This is a genomic window from Terriglobus aquaticus (genome assembly GCF_025685415.1).
In the GTDB taxonomy this organism is placed as follows: Bacteria; Acidobacteriota; Terriglobia; order Terriglobales; family Acidobacteriaceae; genus Terriglobus; species Terriglobus aquaticus.
The window spans coordinates 1,337,324-1,359,006 of the sequence record NZ_JAGSYB010000001.1; the positions used below are offsets into that span (position 1 = coordinate 1,337,324).

At 64.0% G+C, this 21,683-nt stretch carries 18 protein-coding genes; 12 read left to right on the plus strand and 6 right to left on the minus strand.

The window, feature by feature from the left end:
* The first annotated feature begins 23 nt into the window (after window positions 1–23).
* The 7 genes from OHL12_RS05465 (at window position 24) to OHL12_RS05495 (ending at window position 6,818) form a co-directional block, all read left to right on the plus strand.
* Complete coding sequence (locus OHL12_RS05465; protein WP_263412814.1) at window positions 24–1,343, plus strand: M16 family metallopeptidase; 1,320 nt, start codon at window positions 24–26, stop codon at window positions 1,341–1,343.
* Window positions 1,344–1,451: 108 nt separating this feature from the next.
* A complete protein-coding gene (locus OHL12_RS05470; protein WP_263412815.1) occupies window positions 1,452–1,970 on the plus strand; it encodes a prepilin-type N-terminal cleavage/methylation domain-containing protein in 519 nt (172 codons plus the stop codon).
* Between the two features lie 323 nt (window positions 1,971–2,293).
* Window positions 2,294–2,800, plus strand: a complete 507-nt coding sequence (locus OHL12_RS05475) for a LolA family protein (RefSeq protein ID WP_263412816.1) — start codon at window positions 2,294–2,296, stop codon at window positions 2,798–2,800.
* A gap of 191 nt (window positions 2,801–2,991) precedes the next feature.
* Window positions 2,992–3,870, plus strand: a complete 879-nt coding sequence (locus tag OHL12_RS05480) for an EF-hand domain-containing protein (protein WP_263412817.1) — start codon at window positions 2,992–2,994, stop codon at window positions 3,868–3,870.
* A 179-nt stretch (window positions 3,871–4,049) separates the two neighbouring features.
* Window positions 4,050–5,594: a DUF2271 domain-containing protein gene (locus tag OHL12_RS05485; protein WP_263412818.1), complete on the plus strand. Its 1,545-nt coding sequence runs from the start codon at window positions 4,050–4,052 to the stop codon at window positions 5,592–5,594.
* A gap of 169 nt (window positions 5,595–5,763) precedes the next feature.
* On the plus strand, window positions 5,764–6,177 hold the full coding sequence (arr, locus tag OHL12_RS05490; RefSeq protein WP_263412819.1) for an NAD(+)--rifampin ADP-ribosyltransferase: 414 nt from the start codon (window positions 5,764–5,766) through the stop codon (window positions 6,175–6,177).
* A 29-nt stretch (window positions 6,178–6,206) separates the two neighbouring features.
* Entirely contained in the window at window positions 6,207–6,818 is a 612-nt protein-coding gene (locus tag OHL12_RS05495) for a PepSY-associated TM helix domain-containing protein (RefSeq protein ID WP_263412820.1), read from the plus strand.
* A gap of 38 nt (window positions 6,819–6,856) precedes the next feature.
* Here OHL12_RS05495 and OHL12_RS05500 read toward each other — a convergent pair whose 3' ends face one another.
* A complete protein-coding gene (locus OHL12_RS05500; protein WP_263412821.1) occupies window positions 6,857–7,363 on the minus strand; it encodes a pyridoxamine 5'-phosphate oxidase family protein in 507 nt (168 codons plus the stop codon).
* A 295-nt stretch (window positions 7,364–7,658) separates the two neighbouring features.
* Between OHL12_RS05500 and OHL12_RS05505 the strand changes: the two genes are divergently transcribed.
* Window positions 7,659–8,408: a GvpL/GvpF family gas vesicle protein gene (locus tag OHL12_RS05505; protein ID WP_263412822.1), complete on the plus strand. Its 750-nt coding sequence runs from the start codon at window positions 7,659–7,661 to the stop codon at window positions 8,406–8,408.
* Window positions 8,409–8,494: 86 nt separating this feature from the next.
* Here OHL12_RS05505 and pgsA read toward each other — a convergent pair whose 3' ends face one another.
* The 4 genes from pgsA to OHL12_RS05525 all read right to left on the minus strand — a co-directional run bounded on the left by pgsA (window position 8,495) and on the right by OHL12_RS05525 (window position 14,078).
* Window positions 8,495–9,169: a CDP-diacylglycerol--glycerol-3-phosphate 3-phosphatidyltransferase gene (gene pgsA / locus OHL12_RS05510; protein ID WP_263412823.1), complete on the minus strand. Its 675-nt coding sequence runs from the start codon at window positions 9,167–9,169 to the stop codon at window positions 8,495–8,497.
* 43 nt (window positions 9,170–9,212) lie between these two features.
* The gene (locus tag OHL12_RS05515; RefSeq protein ID WP_263412824.1) at window positions 9,213–10,232 is read right to left on the minus strand and encodes a family 43 glycosylhydrolase; all 1,020 of its coding nucleotides are present in this window, start codon (window positions 10,230–10,232) and stop codon (window positions 9,213–9,215) included.
* 69 nt (window positions 10,233–10,301) lie between these two features.
* A complete protein-coding gene (locus tag OHL12_RS05520; RefSeq protein WP_263415082.1) occupies window positions 10,302–11,552 on the minus strand; it encodes a Glu/Leu/Phe/Val family dehydrogenase in 1,251 nt (416 codons plus the stop codon).
* Between the two features lie 306 nt (window positions 11,553–11,858).
* Window positions 11,859–14,078: a PAS domain-containing protein gene (locus tag OHL12_RS05525; protein ID WP_263412825.1), complete on the minus strand. Its 2,220-nt coding sequence runs from the start codon at window positions 14,076–14,078 to the stop codon at window positions 11,859–11,861.
* Between the two features lie 64 nt (window positions 14,079–14,142).
* On the opposite strand from OHL12_RS05525, the gene OHL12_RS05530 reads away from it, so the two are divergent.
* The 3 genes from OHL12_RS05530 to OHL12_RS05540 all read left to right on the plus strand — a co-directional run bounded on the left by OHL12_RS05530 (window position 14,143) and on the right by OHL12_RS05540 (window position 17,804).
* Window positions 14,143–14,877: a lysophospholipid acyltransferase family protein gene (locus OHL12_RS05530; protein ID WP_263412826.1), complete on the plus strand. Its 735-nt coding sequence runs from the start codon at window positions 14,143–14,145 to the stop codon at window positions 14,875–14,877.
* 36 nt (window positions 14,878–14,913) lie between these two features.
* Window positions 14,914–16,044, plus strand: coding sequence for a tRNA preQ1(34) S-adenosylmethionine ribosyltransferase-isomerase QueA (gene queA / locus OHL12_RS05535; protein WP_263412827.1), 1,131 nt, complete (start codon window positions 14,914–14,916; stop codon window positions 16,042–16,044).
* Window positions 16,045–16,175: 131 nt separating this feature from the next.
* A complete protein-coding gene (locus OHL12_RS05540; protein WP_263412828.1) occupies window positions 16,176–17,804 on the plus strand; it encodes a S53 family peptidase in 1,629 nt (542 codons plus the stop codon).
* A gap of 77 nt (window positions 17,805–17,881) precedes the next feature.
* Here the strand turns inward: OHL12_RS05540 and OHL12_RS05545 are convergent, their stop codons facing one another.
* Window positions 17,882–18,073 (minus strand): hypothetical protein, encoded by a 192-nt coding sequence (locus OHL12_RS05545; RefSeq protein WP_263412829.1) that lies wholly within the window; start codon window positions 18,071–18,073, stop codon window positions 17,882–17,884.
* A 474-nt stretch (window positions 18,074–18,547) separates the two neighbouring features.
* Here OHL12_RS05545 and polA point away from each other — a divergent pair, with 474 nt between their 5' ends.
* Entirely contained in the window at window positions 18,548–21,631 is a 3,084-nt protein-coding gene (polA, locus tag OHL12_RS05550; RefSeq protein ID WP_263412830.1) for a DNA polymerase I, read from the plus strand.
* The last annotated feature ends 52 nt before the right edge of the window (window positions 21,632–21,683 follow it).

Genomic DNA, 21,683 nt, shown 5'->3' on the forward strand with positions numbered 1-21,683 from the left:
GGCAAAGCCGATAAACTAGAGGGATGGCAGAAACCCTCCAGGCCGCCTCCATCTCCGCGGCCACCGCAACACCCGAGCGCAACATCCGCAAATCCACGCTGCCCAACGGCATGCTCGTCCTTACTGAGTCCATGTCCCACATGCGCTCCGTCAGCATGGGCGTATGGATCGGCACCGGTTCCCGCGACGAATCTGCCGCACAAAACGGCATCTCTCACTTCGTTGAGCACATGGTGTTCAAAGGCACGACCAGCCGCGATGCCAAGCAGCTTGCGCGCGAAACCGACGCCATCGGCGGCAACCTGGATGCCTTCACCGGCAAGGAAACCGTCTGCTTCAACATCAAGGTGCTTGACGAGAACGTTCCGCGCGCCATGGACATCCTCGCCGACCTCGTCCTCCATCCCACCTTCGCGGCCGACGACATCCAGCGCGAGCAGTCCGTGATCCTTGAAGAGATCAAGATGGACGAGGACAACCCCGACTATCTCGTGCACGAACTGCACGTCGCCAACTTCTGGAAGGGCGACCCGCTCGCCCGCTCCATCCTCGGTACTGCAAAGACGGTCTCCAGCTTCGATGCCGACGCCGTTCGCTCCTTCCACGCCGCACGCTTCACGCCGGCTAACATGGTCTTCTCCGCGGCCGGCAATCTCGAGCATGACAGCATGCTGGCGCTGATCGAGGAGCACTTCGGCGGCCTGCAGCCTGGCGACTTCACGCACGACCGCTCGCCCGCTCCGGTCGCCACGCCGCACATCACGCTGCGCAACAAGAAGTCGCTCGAGCAGGTGCAACTCTGTCTCGGCGTTCCCTCGCCCGCTGTCGACTCGCCCGATCGTTTCGTGCTCTACCTGCTCAACAACATCCTGGGCGGCGGCATGAGCTCGCGCCTCTTCCAGACCGTTCGCGAAGAAGCCGGCCTCGCCTACTCGATCTACTCCGAGCTTTCACCCTTCCGCGACACCGGCGCTCTCAACATCTACGCCGGCACCTCCATCGAAAAAACACCGGAGATGATCGAGCTGATCCTCAAGGAACTGCGCCTGCTCAAGGACGAACCTGTCTCCGACGAAGAGCTGACCCGCGCCAAGGACCAGTCCAAGGGCAACATCATCCTCGGCCTCGAAAGCTCCGCCTCACGCATGTCCAACCTCGCGCGGCAGCAGATGTATTACGGCCGTTTCATCTCCACAGAAGAGATCACCGAAGAGGTGAATCGCGTCTCCGCCGCAGACATCCAGCGCGTCGCCCGCGAACTCTTCATCCCGGAGCGGATCTCGCTGACCCTGCTCGGCAATCTCGGCGATCTCAAGGTCACCCGCGAACAACTCGCCTGCTAGCGGAACACGCTGCGGCTCCCATCAGGGGCGAAAACTGCTACCCTTCACCTGTCAAACCGCGCGCTGACACGTCACACCTGTAGCGCCATCGATCAAGGACGAGACCGAATGCATCGCAACACCGCCGAACGCCGCTCCGGGCTGAACTCCGAACAGGGCTTCACGCTCATCGAGCTCCTGATCGTCATGTCGATCATCATCATCATCGTCACTATCGCTCTGCCGAACATCACCAAGTACAAGCGCACCGGCAACGAGACCTCGGCTGTCGGCTCCATTCGCGCCCTGGTCGCGGCAGAGCTGCAGTACCAGCAGACCTACCCGCAGAACGGCTATGCCTGCTCCGTCGGCGCACTCGGTGGTGAGAAGGGCGCCACGCCCACGCCGGCCGCCGCGGGCCTCATCGCCGCCGACCTGGCCAGCGGACACAAGGCTGGATACACCTTTGCCATCGTCAACTGCACCAAGGTGACCATCAACAACCAGGACCAGTACACCGGCTACGAAATCACGGCTGTCCCTGACGCAGTCGGCAAGACCGGCGACCGCGGCTTCTGCTCCGACGATTCCCAGCAGATCAAGGTCGACCCCAAGGGCGGCACCAACTGCTCCGTCCCGCTGCAGTAACCGACAGCGAACGAGCAACACGACGACGGCAGCGACACAGCGCAGAACAACGGGTGAGATCGGGGCCTTCCGGCCCCGAACACACGGCTACCAATCACGGGCTTTAGCTCATCCGTCTGCGGCCCTATCCCGAAGCATCCTCATTCACAAGGAGTGTCATCCTGAGCGCAGCGAAGGACCTGCTTTTCTCCGCAGCCGCACTGCTGTGCGCATGCGCCGCGACCGCGCAGGCTCAGGACGCCGCCGCCCTTGCCAAACGCGTCGACGCCCACTACAACCACCTCACCAGCCTGCGTGCCTCCTACAGCGAGCGCTACAGCGGCATGGGCCAGACCCGCGAAGAGCATGGCACGCTGCTGCTGAAGAAACCCGGCCGCATGCGCTGGATCTACAACAGCGGCAAGCTCTTCGTGCTCGACGGCAAGTTCGCCACCAGCTACACGCCCGGCGACACCGAAGCGCAGCGCCTTCCCGCCAAACAACTTGACGACCTCCGCTCGCCGCTCCGGTTCCTGCTGGGCCATACCGATCTCGAAAAAGAGCTCGACCACCTCACGGCTACGCCCGCCGGCCCTGAAGGCATCACCCTCAGCGGCACGCCGCATTACCGCATGACCCCGGGAAACCAGCCCGAGCGCATCCAGCAAATCGCCGTAACGGTCGATCCGGCAACCGGGCAGATTCACGCCCTCCGCATCGCCGAGATCGACGGCAGCACCACGGAGTTCCACTTCAGCGCCCAGCAGGAGAACGCTCCCGTCACCGACGGTGACTTCCGCTTCAACCCACCCGCCGGCGTCACCGTGGTCAACGGCCTGCCACCTTCCTAAGCCTCCCGGCCTCGTACCCGCTCCTCAGACGCCTCTGCGCAGAACGCGCAGACGTCCTTTGCGCAGCCACTCCTCCTCTTCGCTTACCGGCCAGCCTCACACGCTATCCGGCTTGCAATCCAGCTCACAATCCCCTACAAACAGATGAGCGACCGATTTGGTCCTCATTCCACTCAGGACCATTTGCCCCTGTGATTCGTCTTTCTGCCACGCTCTCTCTCGCCCTCGTCGCCGTTGCGCTCCAAGCCCAGTCCGGCCCGCAAACACCGCCGCGCCGTCTCGTTCTGGAAGCGCTCGACCTGAACCACGACGGCCAGCTCTCGCCCGACGAGATCGAGAAAGCTCCGCAGAGCCTCCTTACGCTCGACCGCAACCACGACGGCCAGCTCACCGAGGACGAATACCTGCCCCAACAGCCCGATCGTGCCGCCGACTCCGATCTCCAGCAGCGCCTCATGGCGCTCGATCGCAACGGCGACGGCGTCCTCACGCCCGACGAGATTCCCGAGCGCTTGAAACCCCTCTTTCAGCGCGCCGACGCGAACCACGACGGCAAGGTCACCCGCGAGGAACTCGCCGCCCTCGCCTCAGCCCAGTCGGTACCCCGCGGCCGCGGCGTTGGCCGCAACGGAGCCGAAGGTATGGCCCGGCTCGATCCCATCCTCAACGCGCTCGACGTCGACCACGACGGCACGCTTACCCCGGCCGAAATCGCCAGCGCTCCCGGCGCGCTGAAGACCCTGGACACGAACGCCGACGGCACCCTGCAGGCCAGTGAGATCCGTGTTCGCCAGCAGACTCCCGCCGAACGCGCCGCGCACATCCTCGACGAGTGGGATACCAACAAGGACGGCGTCCTCACCAAAGCCGAATGTCCTGACCGCATCCAGGCGCAGTTCGACGCCATCGACACCAACCACGACGGCAAGCTGAACAGCGAGGAGCTGACCACCTTCTTCGCCACCCAGCCGCAGGGCCGCGGCCCGGGCACACCCCGCAATGACGCCCCGTCCGCACCCACCCTGCCGCCCGCCGGCGGCCAGACCGCGCAACCCGTTCCACCGCAGTGAGCGGGTCTCGCATCGCGCAACGATCGTTCGGCTCGACCCAGCCATCACCCACTCAGGCGACGCTCGCTGAGTCTCACGCCGTGCCGATCCTGAGCGAAGCGAGGATCTGCTTTCCTTGTCGGTCTGTACGAACGCCGAACTGAGCTCAAATTTCGTTCTTGCAACATCTGGAGACCTCCATGCCGCGCCCTTTCTCTCTCGCTCTCGCCGCAGTCTCTGCCCTGACCGCCGCGTACCCGTCGCCGCTCCTCGCCGCGCCAGAGCTCGCCGCGCACACCTCCGGCATCTGGACCGCGCACCACGAGAACGTCCTCGGCACCTCGCTTGAGCTTCGCCTCCGCGCCGCGTCACAGGCTGACGCCGACCGCGCCGAACAGGCGCTGCTGGCAGAGTTCGATCGGCAGTCCGCCATCCTCAGCGCCTGGGACACAAGCAGTGAGTTCTCCCGCTGGCAGGCTACGCGCGGCACCGCCGTCCGGGTCTCGCCCGAACTCCTCGGTACCCTTGCCCGCTTCGATCACTGGAAGCGCCAGACAGACAACCTGCTCAACGCCGCCGCAGCCGATGCCGCCGCCATCTGGCAACAGGCCGGCACCACCGACGAGCGTCCCGCCCCTGCCGTCCTCCAGGCCAGTGCCGTCCGCATGCAGCAGCCGCAGTGGCAACTGGACGCCGTTCACAACACCGCAACCCGCCTCTCCGGGTCGCCGCTGGTGCTGGCCAGCTTCGTCAAATCCCGCATCTCGCAGGCAGCAGCAAACGCCGCTCTGGCCGCTGGCGCCACCGGCGTCATGCTCAACGTGGGCGGCGACATCGTTCTGCGCGGCGACATGACACAGCGCGTCAGTATCGCCGACCCGTCCTCGGACGCGGAGAACTCCGCCCCGCTCGACACCGTTCTACTGCGCGACCGCGCCATCGCCACCAGCGGCGGCTACCGCCGCAACAGCACCCTGAACGGCGAACAGATCTCTCACCTGATCGACCCTCGCACGGCACAGCCCGCCACCGCCGTCCTCTCCGCCAGCGTCGTCGCGCCCGACGCCGAGCAGGCAGGCGCGCTCGCCACCGCTCTCGCCATCGCCAGCCCAGCCGAGGCACACCGCCTCCTTCGCGACTTCCCCGCCGTCGACGCCCTCGTCGTATACCGCGATGGCGACCGTCTGCAGACCGCCAACTGGTCACGACTGCAGGAGCCCCGCCTGGACCGCACCGTCTTCCGCGCCGCTCCAAGAGCCGCAGGTGCTGCACCCGCAAATGCTGCGTGGAATCAGAACTTAGACCTCACCATTAAGCTGGACCTGCCCCGTACAGACGATCCGCGGTATCGCCGGCCGTACGTCGCCGTCTGGATCGAAGACGAAGACAAGTACCCCGTGCGCACAGTCGCTCTCTGGTTCCAGAAGCCGAAGTGGCTCAACGAACTCAAGACCTGGTACCGCGACGACCGGCTGCGCAACCTGTCCGAAGGCACTGATCTATCGGCCACCATCTCCTCCGCCACGCGCGCACCCGGCGTCTATACCCTGAAGTGGGATGGCAAGGACAACAGCGGCAAGCTCGTCAAACCCGGCAAATACACAGTCTGCGTCGAAGCAGCACGCGAACACGGCGGCTACGGACTCAGCCGTTACACCATGGATTTCAACGGCACACCACAGCAGACCACGCTGCCGCCGCAGCCCGAGGTCGGCACCGTTCAGCTCGATTACGCCAAGCGTTGAGGGCTGCTGTCACGGCGTCCGCTCCAGGCGTGTCAGCCGCCGTGGCGACACTGCCGCCCACAAGTCCAGTATACGAAGCGGGTACCGGCTTGCCACAAGCCCCGCCCCAGGCTCCATCCTTGACACTCGGCGCGCCAAGACGCACGCGCTTGCTAGGGAGGAGTACATCGTGTCAGAGCCAGCCACCCGCTTCAAGCAAACGTTCTTTCACGGCACCCGTGCCAGCCTGGTGACAGGGGATTTCATTCAAGTCGGATACGCATCCAACTTTCGCGACGACGCGCCTTTGTCGTGGGTTTACTTCGCCGCGACTCTCGACGCTGCTCTTTGGGGCGCTGAACTGGCGGCAGGCAACAATCCAAGCCGCATCTACGTTGTCGAGGCGACCGGTGACATCATGGACGACCCTAACCTCACGAACAAGATGTTTCCAGGCAATCCCACTCTCTCCTATCGTTCGCGGGCACCGTTGCGGGTTCTTGGCGAGGTGGTAGGATGGCACGGCCATCCGGCCGAACAACTACAACAAAGGAAGGATCGCTTGGGGGCGCAGAGCCCGCGAGGCGCGCACATCATCGATTGAGAAACCAAGGCGAGCAGCGATCGAGTGGTTTGAAGCAGGCGTCCAGACCGTCGCCAGGTGCGGCGTGGCGCAAACGCATCGCCGTCGCCTCGCGCTGGCTGCACATCTACCTGTCGATGATCAGCTTCGGCGTGATCCTCTTTTTCGCCGTAACCGGGCTCACGCTGAACCACGCGGACAAGCTGAGCGGGATGCAGCGCGTAGCTCGGTACACCGGCACCATCGCTGCCACGGCCATGCAGCCGCAACCCGATCACGCCGCCATAGAGGCGCAGCTGCGCCGCGAGCACCACATCCGCGGAGCTGTCACCGACACCCGCGATGATCCCGACCAGGTCACGCTCTCGTTCAAGGGCGCAGGCTATGCCGCTGACGCCTTCATCGACCGCCCCGGCGGAAAGTACCAGATCATCGAGACGCGCTCTGGCGCGATAGCCACCCTGAACGACCTGCACCGCGGTGCAGTCACGGGCAGGGCATGGTCGCGGATCATCGACGCCTCGGCCGTCTTCCTCACCCTGGTCTCCCTAACCGGTCTGTGCCTGCTCCTTTTCGTCTACAAACGCCGCAGCTCCGGGCTGATCCTCGCCGCCATCGGCATCGCCGTCGCCGTTCTCATTGCCCGTTTCCTCGCGGCCTAAGAGTTCCTCAAAATTGCGGCAACTCCCTGTTGCCGCCCCTAGACCGAGATCTTGCCTGAATCACCAACGTTGTTGTTGTCGGCCCCGGTCACGCTTGCAATCGCCAGCTTGGCCAGGCGCACAATCGTGCTGCGATTCGCGTCCCAGTACTCGGCCGAGTCCACTGTCACCCGAATCAGTGCAGCCGCCGGATCGTCTTCGCCTTCCGGGAACCACGCCTTCGCGGCGGGCGTCCAGTGCTCGTGAATCTGCGCTCTGTCGCGGACGATCCGCGCCTTCCCGCTCAGCGCAATGTACTTTCCGTCTTTGGGCTCGGCATAGCTCACCAGAACTTCGCTGTCGTGCCGGATCTCGTCAGTCTTGCTGGAATCGATCCGCGTGATGAACCACAGCGTGCCGTCAAAGGGCCGGTCCGGGTTCGCCATCGGCCGCGCACGCAACGAGCCATCTTCCGTCACAGTGGTCAGCATCGCGATGTGAACATCGTGGATCAGCTCACGGATCTTCTCAATACCTTCCGCACCCGAGTAATTCTTCTCTGCCATCGTTCTCCTCGTCCCCAGGAGGTTGGATGCGGTGACGGCGACGATGGTCCCCGGTTCAACCGATCACTGTGTTCGGTTCGAACGTTAGCGCTTACGTTGCCGGGAACGCCGAATTGCGCCGGCTCCCGCCGCCAGCAATACATCTTTCAGTGCTTGCCAATCGTTCTCTCGTGCGCTTAGTATCCGACTCGCATCCGGTTCAGCCGCTTTTAATGGGAGAGCCAGGCTGCCTGTTTTGAGTTAGTTGCGTTTACCTCAAAGCGGTGCGACACCGCCTGAACGGAGCCCAACCCAGATGTCCTGGTACGCATATTGCATCGCGGAGAGAAGCGCTTTCCCCGAACTCCTCCGCCACCGCCGCCCCATGCCCCTTGAGCGCGTCTCGGGCCTCTTTGGCAATCAGATTTTCCTCTTCCCCGCCAGCGACTTGGCCATTGTCGTCTCCGAGCACAACCTGGAGGACGACACCCGCGTAGCTACGCCCGACAATCCTGACAAGCCGCAGCGCGACCACGCCCGTGTCATTGCCGCGACCTTCAAGCATTCGCCGGTTCTGCCCTTCCGCTTCGGTACCAGCTTCCAGGATGATGATGCCCTGCGCCGAGCCGTCCGGTCCAATCACCGTCACTTCACCGACACGCTTGAGCGACTCCGCGGCAAAGCTGAGATGCATCTGAAGGTGCTCGTCGACGACAACTGCGCCGCCAGCAAGCCCGGCCTGCGCCAGCCCACCTCGACCGGTAAGGAATACCTCTCCAACCTGCGCGAAACCGCGTCAGCGCAACGTGAACGCCAGTCCCGCGCCCGTGCCCTCCAGGTGCAGATGCACCGCATGTTCCTTCCCATTGAGGAAGAAGTCACCTGCAAACGTGCCGGCGAAGGCAAGATGCTGCTCGACATCGCGCATCTGATCGACTCCAAGTGCGTGGAGCGCTACCAAAACAAGTACTCCACCGCGACCAACGAACTGAAGGGCTGCCAGATGCAGCTCTCCGGTCCGTGGCCGCCCTACCACTTCGTCCACCGCAATCACGCCCACGCGTAGAAGAGTCCTGCACGGTAGCAGCAAGGCCCGCCGCCATGGCGGGCCTTGCTCATTGAAATTCCTCAATCGTGCCTTCGGGACGAAATCTACAGCCCCGGTCCGACAACGCCGCGGCGGCTCAAGACCTTCGCCGCCCGCGCGTTCTTCGCCGTCTGATCCACCTTGCTCCAGAACGCCGCGAAGTAGTCCACGGCACTGATGATCGACACAACCGTCATCCAGTAGATTGCCGCGACCGCGATCCAGTGGACCGGCAGCATGAACCAGCCCGGCCCATTGCCGCCCATTAGGTTCGACCCCGGCCCAAACGTCCACTCCGTGTAGCCGCGATCGAAGATGCAGGCCACCACGCTGACAATCTGGATCACCGTCTTCAGCTTGCCAATGTCGCTCGCGTCGATGGTGAAGCCCTCGTTGGCCGCGATGGACCGCAACCCACTCACCAGGAACTCGCGACCGATCACGATCACGGCGATCCATGGCTTCACCACGGCGGGGTCAAACGCGACCAGCACCACATATGCCGAGCAGACCAGCAGCTTGTCGGCCAGTGGATCGAGCAGCATGCCCATGGTTGTGATCTGCCCACGCCTGCGCGCCAGGTAGCCATCCAATCCGTCCGTCACACTTGCCGCGATAAACAGCAGCGACGCCACCCATTCCTGGGCATGGCCATGCAGCGGCGAACTCGCCGACAGCAGCCAGATCAGCAGCGGTACCACCGCGATCCGGCTCAGCGTCATGGAATTGGGAAGATTCACGCCACCGCACCCCTCCGCGAGCTCACAGCACCGGCAGGTGCCCTCATTCTGTCACACCCTCCGCCGTGTGGAATATCTTTACCGCGCCCGTGTTGACATCGATGCTCCACGGTTCAGGCTTAGGCAGCATCATGGCACCATTGCGCACCTGCAATGGCATCCACAGATAGCGCGAGTCCCACAGTGCCTGCGGCTTCCAGATGTCCCCAATGAAGATCACAGCGTCCGGGCGGCCATCGCGGCCAGCCACCTTCAGCAGCTCCGCGCTCTGGCCGCCATACGTGTTCATCTCTGGCGGAGCAAGATTCTGAAACGTCGACCACGGCCCTGCCAGTGACTTCGCCGTCGCGTACACATCCGGGTTCGGCTTCCAACCCGTCATGTGCGACCCGATGCAGAAGTACAGGCCGCCCGTCCGCACCACGGCCCCACCCTCCAACGGCGCCGGCACAAACGCCGTCTTCTCGACAACTTCCAGAGCATCCGCGCTCAGCTTCGCGATGAAGAAGCCCTTGGTCGGCCGAGCTTCAAAGATCAGGTAGTTCGTGCCATCGTCGTCCACAAACTGGCCGATGTCCCGGCTTTCCTCGCCCAGCGGCCGAAAATGCTTCACTAGCGTGTACGGCCCTTCCATCCGGTCGGCAACCGCGACGCCGACCTCCGCAGCCTTGTAGGCCGCGTCCAGATGCACATACATCACGTAACGGTGCTTCGATCCGGGTGCCGCGACAAAGACCTTGGGCCGTTCCAGTTGCCAGTCCGTCCCATACTGCGCGACGTACTCCGCAGGCTCACCCATCTCCAGCGCGCGTCCCCGGTCCTCCCAGGTCATCAGGTCTCTGGAGCGATACACGTGCACCGCCCGTCGCTCCTTAGGTAGGTCCTGCGACCGGTCTTCACCAAACCAGTACCAGTACGCACCCTCCGGCGTCACGCCGCCGCCATGCGCCTGGATGACCTTGCCACTGGTGTCGCGCCACACGGCGCCCGGCACAACGCGCTGCGCCACAGCGCTCGTTGCGGTCAGTGAGAGTAAAGCAAATCCGACCAAGTGCCGACGCATCGCTACCCCCCTCTCTCAACGTAAACCGGCGACGCACTGCGCCGCCGGTCGCTGCGCCCGTGCGGACAGCTACGCGTAGATACCGCGCTGCTTCGTCGTATACGCGACACGATCAATCGCCAGCATATAGCTCGCGATGCGATTGTTCACCTCGTGCGACTCCGCATAGCGAATCACATCGGTGAAGCTCGCCATCATGATGCGGTCCAGACGATCGTTCACCTCGTCTTCGGTCCAGAAATACCCCATGCGGTCCTGCACCCATTCGAAGTAACTGGCCGTCACCCCGCCCGCATTCGCCAGGATGTCCGGCACGACGAACACGCCATTGCTTGCCAGGATCTCGTCTGCTGCGGGCGTGGTCGGCCCGTTCGCGCCTTCGCACACAATCTTTGCGCGAACCCTTCCTGCGTTGCGGCTGGTCAAGACGTTTTCCGTCGCGGCCGGGATCAGGATCTCGCATTCGCTGGTGATCAGGTCGGCGGAGTCCGCCGCCTCGGCTCCCGCAAAGCCGTGAATCGTCCCTGCCTTGCGACGATGCTCCAGCAGCGCCGGGATGTTGATGCTCACCGAGTTGTAGAGACCGCCATCCCATTCGGCGATCCCGACCACGCGGTAGCCCTTTTCCTGCAGCAGCAGAGCCGCATTCGACCCCACGTTGCCGAAGCCCTGCACGATCACGCGGCAGTCACCGGGCAGCATGCCCAGGTAGCGAAGACTTTGATCGCAGGCCACGCTCACGCCGCGGCCCGTTGCAGCAGTGCGCCCGCGCGATCCGCCAATGTTCACCGGTTTGCCGGTTACTACACTGGTCACCGTCTGCCGCATGTGCATGGAGTAAGTGTCCATGATCCACGCCATGGTCTGTTCGTTGGTGTTCATGTCCGGCGCCGGAACGTCCTTCTCCGGCCCAATAAACTCGACCAGTTCGCTGGTGTAGCGCCGGGTCAGCCGCTCCAGCTCGCCCTGGCTCATGCGCTTCGGATCACAGATGACGCCGCCCTTGGCTCCGCCAAACGGAATGTTCACGACGGCGCACTTCCAGGTCATCCAGCTTGCCAAGGCCCGCACCTCGTCCAGGCTCACGTCGGGCGCATAGCGAATGCCGCCCTTGGCCGGCCCGCGCGCCACCGAGTGCTGCACACGATAACCGGTGAACACCTCCACCTTGCCGTCGTCCATCAACACCGGGAAGTGCACAATGATTTCGCGGGAAGGCTGCCGCAGCATCTTCCAGATTCCCTCGTCCAGCCCCAGCTTCTGCGCGGCAAAGTCGAAGCGCGCCGCCTGTGCCTCCCAGGGATTCAACTCCTTGCTCATCGCGGCGCTTGCCGCCGCGCCCGCTGCTTCCGGGTTTTGCGATTCTTCTGCCTTCAACTCCAGTTCTGCTACTGCCATACCAAGACGCCTATACCTTTCTTCCGGTGCACCGCCACAGGCCGCGCACCTCTCATCTGACGCGGTGGGCAGGTCTCGCGACGCCAATGTCGTCAACGGACATGTGCAGACGAGGAGACGCTCCAACGGACAAACTTTGCGAAGATACGCCCTGCTGTAGTGGATTGGCAACACGCGGGAGCGCTCCGCTGCTGCCTGCGGAGGTTCGTTTTGGCACGCGATTCCGCGCTACTCGGCCGTCGGCAAAAACATGCTGAATACTGTGCCGTGCATGACCGGGTGCTGCGTGGAACGCACCCACAAATGGCCCTGATGCCGCTCCACAATACCTTTCGAGATCCAGAGCCCCAGGCCGTTCCCGTTCAGACCTTTGGTCGTGTAGAACGGCTCAAAGATCCGACTGGCCGTATCCCGAGACATGCCATGCCCCGTATCTGCCACGGCAATCCGCACGCCCGGGGTGTCGGATCGCAGGTCGAAGGCGTCGTGCGCCCGCAACAACAGCCGTCCCCCGGTCCGCATGGCGTCGATCGCGTTGGCGATCAAGTTGTTCAACACCTGCCGGATGTCGTTCTCAAAGCAGAAGACCTTGCGCGCCGTACTGTAGCTCGCCTCCACGTGAATGCCGCTGTTGACCAGCCGGCCGGCGTACAGGTTCAGCACCGGATCGATCAACTGCGCTGCCGTGACCGCCGTGGGGTTATCGGCCTGCCGATGGAAGCGCAGAGTCTGCGTCGCAATCTGCGACACGCGGCACAGTTCATCCTGCGCCAGCCGCAGGTAGCTCTGGGTCGTCTCGTTCAGGTTTTCATCCGACAGCGACAGGTAGAGCAGGTTCGTCACTGCCTCAAGCGGGTTGTTGATCTCATGCGAGATGGACGACGCCAGTCGCCCCACCGCTGCCAGCTTTTCGCTCTGTACCAGAGCCGCCTCGGCCTTCCACAACTGCGTGATCTCCAGCACCGCCGCGCTGATGGCTCGCACCGAGCCGTCTTCGGCAAACACCGGCGAGTAGTTCACGTTGAACGATCGCTTCTCGCCCGGCCGAGCGTGAAACTCGGTGGTAAACGTCAGGTCGCGCACGGTCTCGCCCTGGGCCACCCTGGCAAACATGGCGGGAACCAGCTCGGTGGCTACCACCTCCTGGAAGCGCCGGCCCAGGATCTGTTCCCGAGGCAAACCGATGATTTCTGCCTGCCTCTGGTTCACCTGCAGGTACCGGAACTCCTTCGGCTCAAACAAAGCGAGGCCCACCGGCGCCGTGTCATACACGGCCTGCAACTCGCGCCGCCGGCGTTCCGTCTCAGCCTGCTGGGCTTCCAACTGCTCGCGCGCCATCTTTGCATCGTGAATGTCGTTCGCGATGCCCAGCCACATGGTGATCGCCCCGGAGTCGTCCCGCACCGGCACTGCCTGCAGCCGCCACCAGCGCGATGCCCGGTCTTGGGCGCGAACCATCCGCGCCTCCACGTCATAGCTCTCGCCGGTCGCCACCGAGTGCAGCCAGGCAGACATCACCCGATCCCGGTCCAGCGGATCGAAGCCCCTCCGCCACTGCTGACCCGCAGAAACCTCCGCTGCGCCCAGGTACCGCAGGAAGCGCTGATTGGCATACGTGATCTCGCCGTCCGGCGACCCGGTCCAAACGGCCTGCGGCCCCAGCTCCGTCAGCGCGCGATACTTCGCTTCGCTGGCGCGGATCGCTTCTTCGTCGTTGCGCTCTCGCGTCACGTCCCGAAAGATGAGAAGGATGCCTTCGTCTGACGGCCGCACCTGTACCGTGACCGTCACGTTCAACGGGTCACCATAACTCGCTTCGAACTCGGCCGACACCCGGTCGTTCATCGCCGCAAAATAATGCCGCATGAAGTTGGGACCTGGGTACATGATCCCGGGGAAAGCGTGGAACAGACCTCGCCCTACCACTTCGCCCATCGCATCGAGCAGGCGCCGACCCGCCCGGTTCACGAAGGTGATGATCCAGTCCCGGTCCACAGTCAGAATGCCGTCTGTAACCGAATCCATCACCTCCTGCATGCGCGACGCGTTTGCTTCCTTCTCCGCGTTCGCTTGCTTCAGCGCCGTAATGTCCGCGTAGTGCACGGCGATGCCCTCGCCCGCAGGAAACGCGCGGATTCTCAGCCAAACATCGAACGGAGCATAGTACGTTTCCAGTTCCTGCGGAACGCGCTCCTCCATCACGCGCCGATACTTCTCTTCCAGCTCCGTTCCCACGGTGGTCGGAAACAGCTCCCAGTGGGTCGGTCCGTGCAGGTCCGTAGGTTTGAATCTGCTGATCCGGCGACTCTGCTCATTTGCGAAGACGATGCGGTATTCGCGATCCATCAGCAAGAGGCCGTCACCTAGCGAATGGACCGCCTCCGCAAGGCTCTGACTCACATCCACAGGCATGACCGCCTGCGGTACCGCACTGACTTGCCGCTGCATGGATGGCATTTCCCAGCAGTGTAATCACGACAGACCAGACTTCGGCAATCCGTAGAATCACTGGATGCCGCATCCACCGGAGAAGCCGGCTGCCACGTTCACACGATCGCAACGATGGCTCGTCCGCCTCGTGCCACCGCTGGCGGCGCTTGCCATCCGGCTTTTGTGCGCAACGCTTCGCTTTCACGAAGTGCTGGCGCCCGATGCACACCCGGCCGACCGCGATCGTCGCGCCGACCTTTATCCCTTCTGGCACAACTGTCTTCTGTTAGCTGCCTACCGATATCGCAACCTCGGCATTCGCATTCTGATCTCGTCTTCGTTCGACGGTGAACTCATCGCGCGCACCGTTGCTCTGCTGGGCTTCGTGCCCGTGCGAGGATCCTCATCCCGCGGCGGCGCGGCCGGCCTGCTGGGCGTTGCACGAGCGCTTGCCGCCGGCCATAAGTGCGCCATCACCGCCGACGGTCCGCGCGGTCCCGCCTTTGTCGCCAAACCCGGCGCTGCCGCGATCGCCACCAACGCACTGGCGCAACGACGTCGTCAGAGCGATATCGGGCTTCAGAACGATTCGAACGCCGCACACGATCCCGACCCCATCCTCATCAGTGCCTTCCACCTGGAGCCGCACCGCGCCTGGCGGCTGCGCTCCTGGGACGGCTTCCTCATTCCCAAACCGTTCAGCCGCGTCACAGTCGCCTGGCAAACGCCCCTGCCCGCGACCACGCCCGACCTCCAATCCGCCTTGCAACGCGCTCTCGACGAGGCTCGCCGCGTTGCCACCGAGCCCGCCCGCTGACTTGCCCGCCGGCTTGCACACTGCTCTCATACCTGAGTGCGCGTTTCCGACTTCCACTTCCATCTGCCGCCGGAGCTCATCGCCAAACATCCGCCCGCCGAACGCGACGCCGCTCGCATGCTCACCTTCGACCGTGCCACCGGGCAGACCGCCGACCGCTACTTCCGCGATCTGCCCGATCTGCTCAACCCCGGCGACCTCGTAATCTTCAACGACTCCCGCGTCATCCCCGCGCGACTCTTCGGTCGGCGCGCCGGCCTTCGCACGCAAACGAACTCGCCCGGCCCCAGCGGCACCATAGAAGTCCTACTAACCGAGCAGCTCAGCTCCACCGACTGGCGCACCCTGGTCAAACCCGCTCGCAAGGTCCAACCCGGCGAAACCCTCCTCTTCAGCGCGAAGGCCATGCAGCCGGAAACGACCCTCACCGCCGACGTCATGGCCGCCGGGGATCGCGGCGAACGCACCCTCCGGTTCCAGGACACCCCTGACTTCTTCGCCCGTCTTGACGCCCTTGGACACATCCCGCTGCCGCCGTATCTCCACCGCGCCGACACCGCCGAGGACCGCGCCCGCTACCAGACGGTCTACGCCGATCCGGCTCAACCCGGCTCCGCTGCCGCACCCACCGCGGGCCTCCACTTCACGCCCGCGATCCTTCACCGGCTTGACGAGCGCGGTGTTGAGACGGCAACCGTCACCCTGCACGTAGGCCTGGGCACCTTTCAGCCCGTACACGTAGAAGACATCGCAGACATTCACCTACACGCCGAGCACTACACGCTTCCCGCCGCGACGGCAGACGCCATCAATCGGGCTCGCCGCGAAGGACGCCGGATCGTCGCCGTTGGCACCACCACCGTCCGCACCCTGGAGCACTGCGCCCGCGAGGCCGTTGCACGCGCTTCCGCCGCCGACTGGCAGCTCCATCCTCACTCCGGCAGCACCAGCATCTTCCTCAGACCCGGCGACACCTTCCAGCTCGTGAACGCCCTGCTCACCAACTTCCACCTTCCGGAATCCACGCTGCTTATGCTCGTCAGCGCCTTCGCCGCCCAGCGTTCCGATCCGCAGCAAGGCATCGCCCATGTACTCGCCGCCTACCGCCACGCAGTCCAGCAGCAATATCGCTTCTTCAGCTACGGCGACTGCATGTTCCTGCAGTAACCAGCACTCGCTCTCCTTGCCGTCGAGCAACAAGTTCGCGAAACGCCATCTCACGCAATGGCGAAGAAATAGCGAAGACAGCGCGCCAGCTTGGGCCTACAATCACCAAACAAAGCGAGGTCCCCTAACCAATGCCCAAGCTCACCTTCGCCGCCCAAGCCCGCACCGCCCTTTCCGGAAGTCAGAGGCCGCCCCTGCCAGGCGGTCAGCAGGACACCAAGCCGGTCCGGTCCTCCGCCCAGATAACCGTCTCCGTGATCGTTCGCCGCAAGCAGCCGCTGAACGCAAACGCGCTGGGCGAGCAGCGCCTTACCCGTGCCCAGTACAAGGCGCAGCACAGCGCCGATCCCGCCGCGCTCAAAGCCGTTCTCGCCTTCGCGAAGGAGTTCAACCTCTCCGCAGAGGCGGACGCTGCCCGCCGTACCGTACAACTCACCGGAACCGTTGCCGACATGCAGCGCGCCTTCGACGTCAAGTTGAGGCACCACGCCGCTGCCAATGGCGAAATCTACCGCGTCCGTCAAGGCGATATTTGCCTCCCCGAATCGCTGCAAGGGATAGTCGAAGCGGTGCTCGGTTTGGACAACCGCCCCCAGGCCAAGCCGCACTTCCGCATCCACAAGGGCGCGGCTCAGACGCCGGACGCGATCGTGCATCCACGAGCCACCAACACGTCCTTCACCCCCGTTCAGGTCGCTCAGCTCTACGGTTTGCCCCCAAACAGCAGGGCGACCGGCCAGACCATCGCGCTCATCGAGCTTGGAGGCGGCTTCAAGACCGCTGACATTAAGGCCTACTTCCAAGGGCTGAACCTGCCCGTTCCCACGGTCACCGCCGTCTCGGTCGACAAAGGCAAGAACAAGTCCGACGGCCCCAACGGTGCCGACGGCGAGGTCATGCTCGACATTGAAGTGGCGGCCGCTGTTGCACCTGGAGCCAAGATCGTCGTCTACTTCGCCCCCAACACCGACCAGGGCTTCATCGACGCCATCACCACCGCCGTCCACGACACGGCCAACAAGCCGTCCGTCATCTCCATCTCCTGGGGAGGCCCGGAGGATAGTTGGACCGCGCAGGCTCGCAACGCACTCGACCAGGCCTGCCAGTCGGCCGCCGCACTGGGCATCACCGTGCTCGCTGCCGCGGGAGACAGCGGATCCTCCGACGGTGAATCCAGCGGCAACCACGTCGACTTCCCTGCCAGCAGCCCGCACGTGCTTGCCTGCGGCGGCACCAAGCTGACCGGCAGCGGCACAACCATCCAGTCAGAAGTTGTCTGGAACGAAACCGCGGCCAACGAGGGTGCCACGGGCGGCGGCATCTCCACCGTCTTCGCGCAGCCGTCCTGGCAAGCCGGCATCGCCGCCACGAAGTCCGGTCGCGGCGTCCCTGACGTCAGCGGCAACGCCGATCCGGCGACCGGCTACCAGGTCCGCGTGGACGGCCAGAACCTCGTCATCGGAGGCACCAGTGCCGTCGCTCCGCTGTGGGCCGGCCTGCTCGCCGTCGTCAATGCTCAAAGCAAGACAACCGTCGGCTTCGTCCAGCCCAGGCTGTATGCCGCAAACGGCAGTAGCAGCTTCCACGACATCACCAGTGGCAACAACGGCGCTTTCAAGGCAGGCCCGGGCTGGGACGCCTGCACCGGCCTGGGCTCACCCAACGTGCCCAACCTGATTACGCTGCTCGCGCAGTCCGCCTCCACGACGAAACCCACCAAGCCCAAACCGACCCGGAAGACCAGCGCAGCGACAAGTTAACCTCGTGGCCCGATCCATGTGCGCAAGCTGCGTTCGTGGATCGGGCCGACCACCATCCGGACGGAACACATCAGGCCTCAGCGCCCACCCAGCAGCCGCACCGGCAGCATGAACACCGCCCGCAACAGCTCCAGCACACCGTCCACCGCCACGCCGACAATCCGAAACGGCAGCAGCAACACCCACACCACCGGGTACAGCACAAGTGCCAACAGCGCCAGCGGCCAGTACACCACCAGCAACAAGCAAAACAGCAAAAGCTTGATCACACGCGTTTCCTCAAGCGGGAATACGCCGGCTGCCGCTATGTGGTTCCGTGCCTGTCGCCGAGCGCTACATCAAGCGTGCGGTCGGATGCGCGTGGCTGCTGCGCTGCCTTGTGGGCAGCGTCCAGCACTTGCCGCGACGTAAGCTTCACACACTCTCCCGTCTCGAACCGGATCAAGACGTGTGATTCGTGATGGTGCACATCGGTAATCTCCGGCCCTGGGTCTTGTTCTAAACCGGTCATCTTCGTTCTCCTGGTAGACCATTCACACAAGCGATCAGCTTTTGCGCCATCCACTCTAACAACTCTTGCGTCAGCGCAAGCTACTCCGAATGAACCACATACGAGTGTCTGGAAGCGGACGAAAGGCAGAATGTTCAGTGAAAAGAGCCTTGGCTTCGGGGCGCGGCAACGCGAATCGGCCACGTTCCTCAAGTCCATGCGTCGACTGTCCTCGCATCTATCCTGAAGACCTATGCCGGACACCACCCAGAAGCCGCCCGTATACCTCCTCGACAGCATGGCCTTTGTCTTTCGCGCCTACCACGCCATGCAGCGCTCGCGGCCCATGTCCACGCGCACCGGCATTCCCACGGCGGCCACATACGTTTTCATCAACATGATTAACAAGCTGCGGCAGGACTTTCAGCCGCAGTATCTCGCCGCCATCTACGAGGGCGGTGCCCCCGTGCACCGCAACGAGCGCGCCGCCGAGATGAAGACAGTCCAGAAGTTCAACATCAAGACGCAGCAGTTCGAAGAGATCGACTACGGCGGCTACAAGGCCACACGCGCCGAAACGCCAGACGACCTCAAGCAGCAGCAGCCCTACATCCGCCGCGCGCTCGAGGCCTTTCACATCCCCATCCTCAACTACGAGGGCTACGAGGCCGACGACGTCATCGGCACTCTCTCCAAGCGCCTCGCCGAGCAGGGCCACCACGTCTACATCGTCTCGTCCGACAAGGACATGATGCAGCTGGTGAACGAGAACGTCAGCATCCTGAATCCCATGAAGGACAACCTGATCCTCGACCCCGCTAAGGTCGAAGAGGTCCTGGGCGTGCGCCCCGATCAGGTCATCGACGTGATGGCCCTGCGCGGCGATTCAATCGACAACATCCCGGGCGCCCCGGGCATCGGCGACAAGGGGTCCGTCGAGCTGATTCGGCAATTCGGGACCGTTGAAGCCGCGCTCGACACCGCCCGCGACAACCCCGACGCCATCAAGGGCAAGCGCCAGCGCGAGTCCCTCGCCAACAACCGCGATGCCGTCCTCATCTCCAAGGAACTCGTCACCATTCACTGCAGCCTGCCCGTCGAGTACACCCTCGACGCCATGCAGACCACCGAGCCCGACTTGGCCGCCGTCCGCGCCCTCTACACCGAACTCGAGTTCACCACGCTGCTCAAAGAACTCCCCGCGCCCGAAACCGCCAAGGTCGACTACAACCTGGACCCGACCGCGAAAGACATCGAAGCGCTCCTCGCAGCGGCCCGTGAACCGCTGGGCGGCGAAGCCTCGAACTCAGCAAGCAGTGTCATCCTGAGCGAAGCGAAGGACCCGCTTTTCTCCGAAGCGGCAACAACTACTTCTGGGACGGCAACGAAGAAATCCGCAAAGTCCAAAAAGCAGGAACCCGACACCGACAGCCTCTTCTCCGAATCAACGTCGAAGAGCGAAGCCCATCTCCCCACCCCATCCGACCCGCTCTTCTACACGGGCGCAAACCTCGCCGGCCTCGCCATCTTCCTCCCCGAAGATCCGCAAGCTATCGCCGAGGAGACCGCTCCCGAAGACTCCGACGCCGAGCCCGAAGAGCCCGCCGACCTCCCCGCCTCAAACCTGAACCTCTTCGGCACCGCACCCGAACCTAACGACTCGCAACCGGCAAGCGCAAACACCGAACCCTTCGCCCCACCGCAAACCGAACCGCTCCTCATCGGCCTCGCCGCCGCGGGCGACACTGCCATCCTGCTCGACCTGCACAGCGAAGCCGCAGCCCCCATCCGCGCCGCCCTCGCCGACGCCACGCTCCCCAAGGCCGTCCACGACCTCAAGTCGGTCCTGCGCACCCTCGAACTCGCCCGGCTTCCCATCGCCGGCGTGCGCGACGATGTCATGCTCTACAGCTACCTCATCAACCCCACGCACCTCAGCCACACCCTGGCCGACGTCGCCGCCCGCTTCAACGACCGCGCCCTCACCGGCACCAACCGCGAGGCCACCAGCAAAAAAGCCAAGCCGGTCGAAAACCCCAACCGCCTGCCCGAGGCCGCCAGCGCGGTCCTGCAACTGCAGCGCACCCTCGCCGCGCAAGTCGACGAAGCCAGCCTCCGCCAGACCTACACCGACATCGACCTCCCGCTCGTCCCCGTCCTCCTCCGCATGGAACAGGCCGGCTGCCAGGTCGACACCGCGCTCCTCCGCGACCAGAACTCCCGCCTCGCGCTCATGATGGACGACCTCGCCAAGCGCATCCACCAGATGGCCGGCGTCACCTTCAACATCAACTCACCCAAGCAGCTCGGCGACGTCCTCTTCAACACCATGGGCCTGCCCAAGCCGCTCAAGTACGGCAAGGGCAAAGTCGTCTCCACCGCGCAGGACGTGCTCGAAGAGCTCTCCGTCCACCACGAAGCCCCGCGCCTCGTCCTCGAGTACCGCCAGCTCGCAAAGCTCCGCTCCAACTACACAGAGCAACTCCCCTTACTCGTAGACAAGCAGAGCCGCGTCCACACCACCTTCAACCAGGTCGCCACCTCGACCGGCCGCCTCAGCGCCACCAACCCCAACCTGCAAAACATTCCCGTCCGCACCGAGCTCGGCCGCGAAATCCGCGCCGCCTTCACCGCCGCGCCGGGCAACATCCTGCTCTCCGCCGACTACTCCCAGATCGAGCTGCGACTCATGGCGCACTTCTCGCAGGACCCGCTGCTCGTTCACGCCTACCGGAACAACCTCGACATCCACACCCTCACCGCCAGCGAGGTCTTCGGCGTCCCCGAAGCGCAGATGGACAAGGAGACTCGCGGCCGCGCCAAAGCCGTCAACTTCGGCATCGTCTACGGCATTTCGCCCTTTGGCCTCGCCGCCAACCTCGGCATTGACCAGAAGACCGCCAAGACCTACATCGAAACCTACTTCGACCGCTACAGCGGCGTCCGCACCTTCATCGAGCGGACCCTCGCGGAGACCCGCGAATCCGGCAAGGTCAGCACCCTCTTCGGCCGCACCCGCCCCATCCCGGACATCCACTCGCGCAACCCCAACGCCCGCGGCTTTGCCGAACGCACCGCCGTCAACACACCGCTACAGGGCACCGCCGCCGACATGATCAAGGTCGCCATGCTCCGCATCGACGCCGCCCTCCGCGCCCGCAACCTGCAGACGCAGATGACCCTCCAGGTCCACGATGAACTCCTCTTCGACGCCCCACCCACCGAAGTCGAAGAAGTCACCCAGCTCGTCAAAACAGAAATGGAGAAGGTCATCACCCTCTCCATACCCATCGTCGCCGAAGTAGGCCAAGGCCCCAACTGGCGCGATGCTAAATGACTCCCTACATAGGGTGACTCTGGATTTGGGGGTTAAAACTCATGCGCCGCAG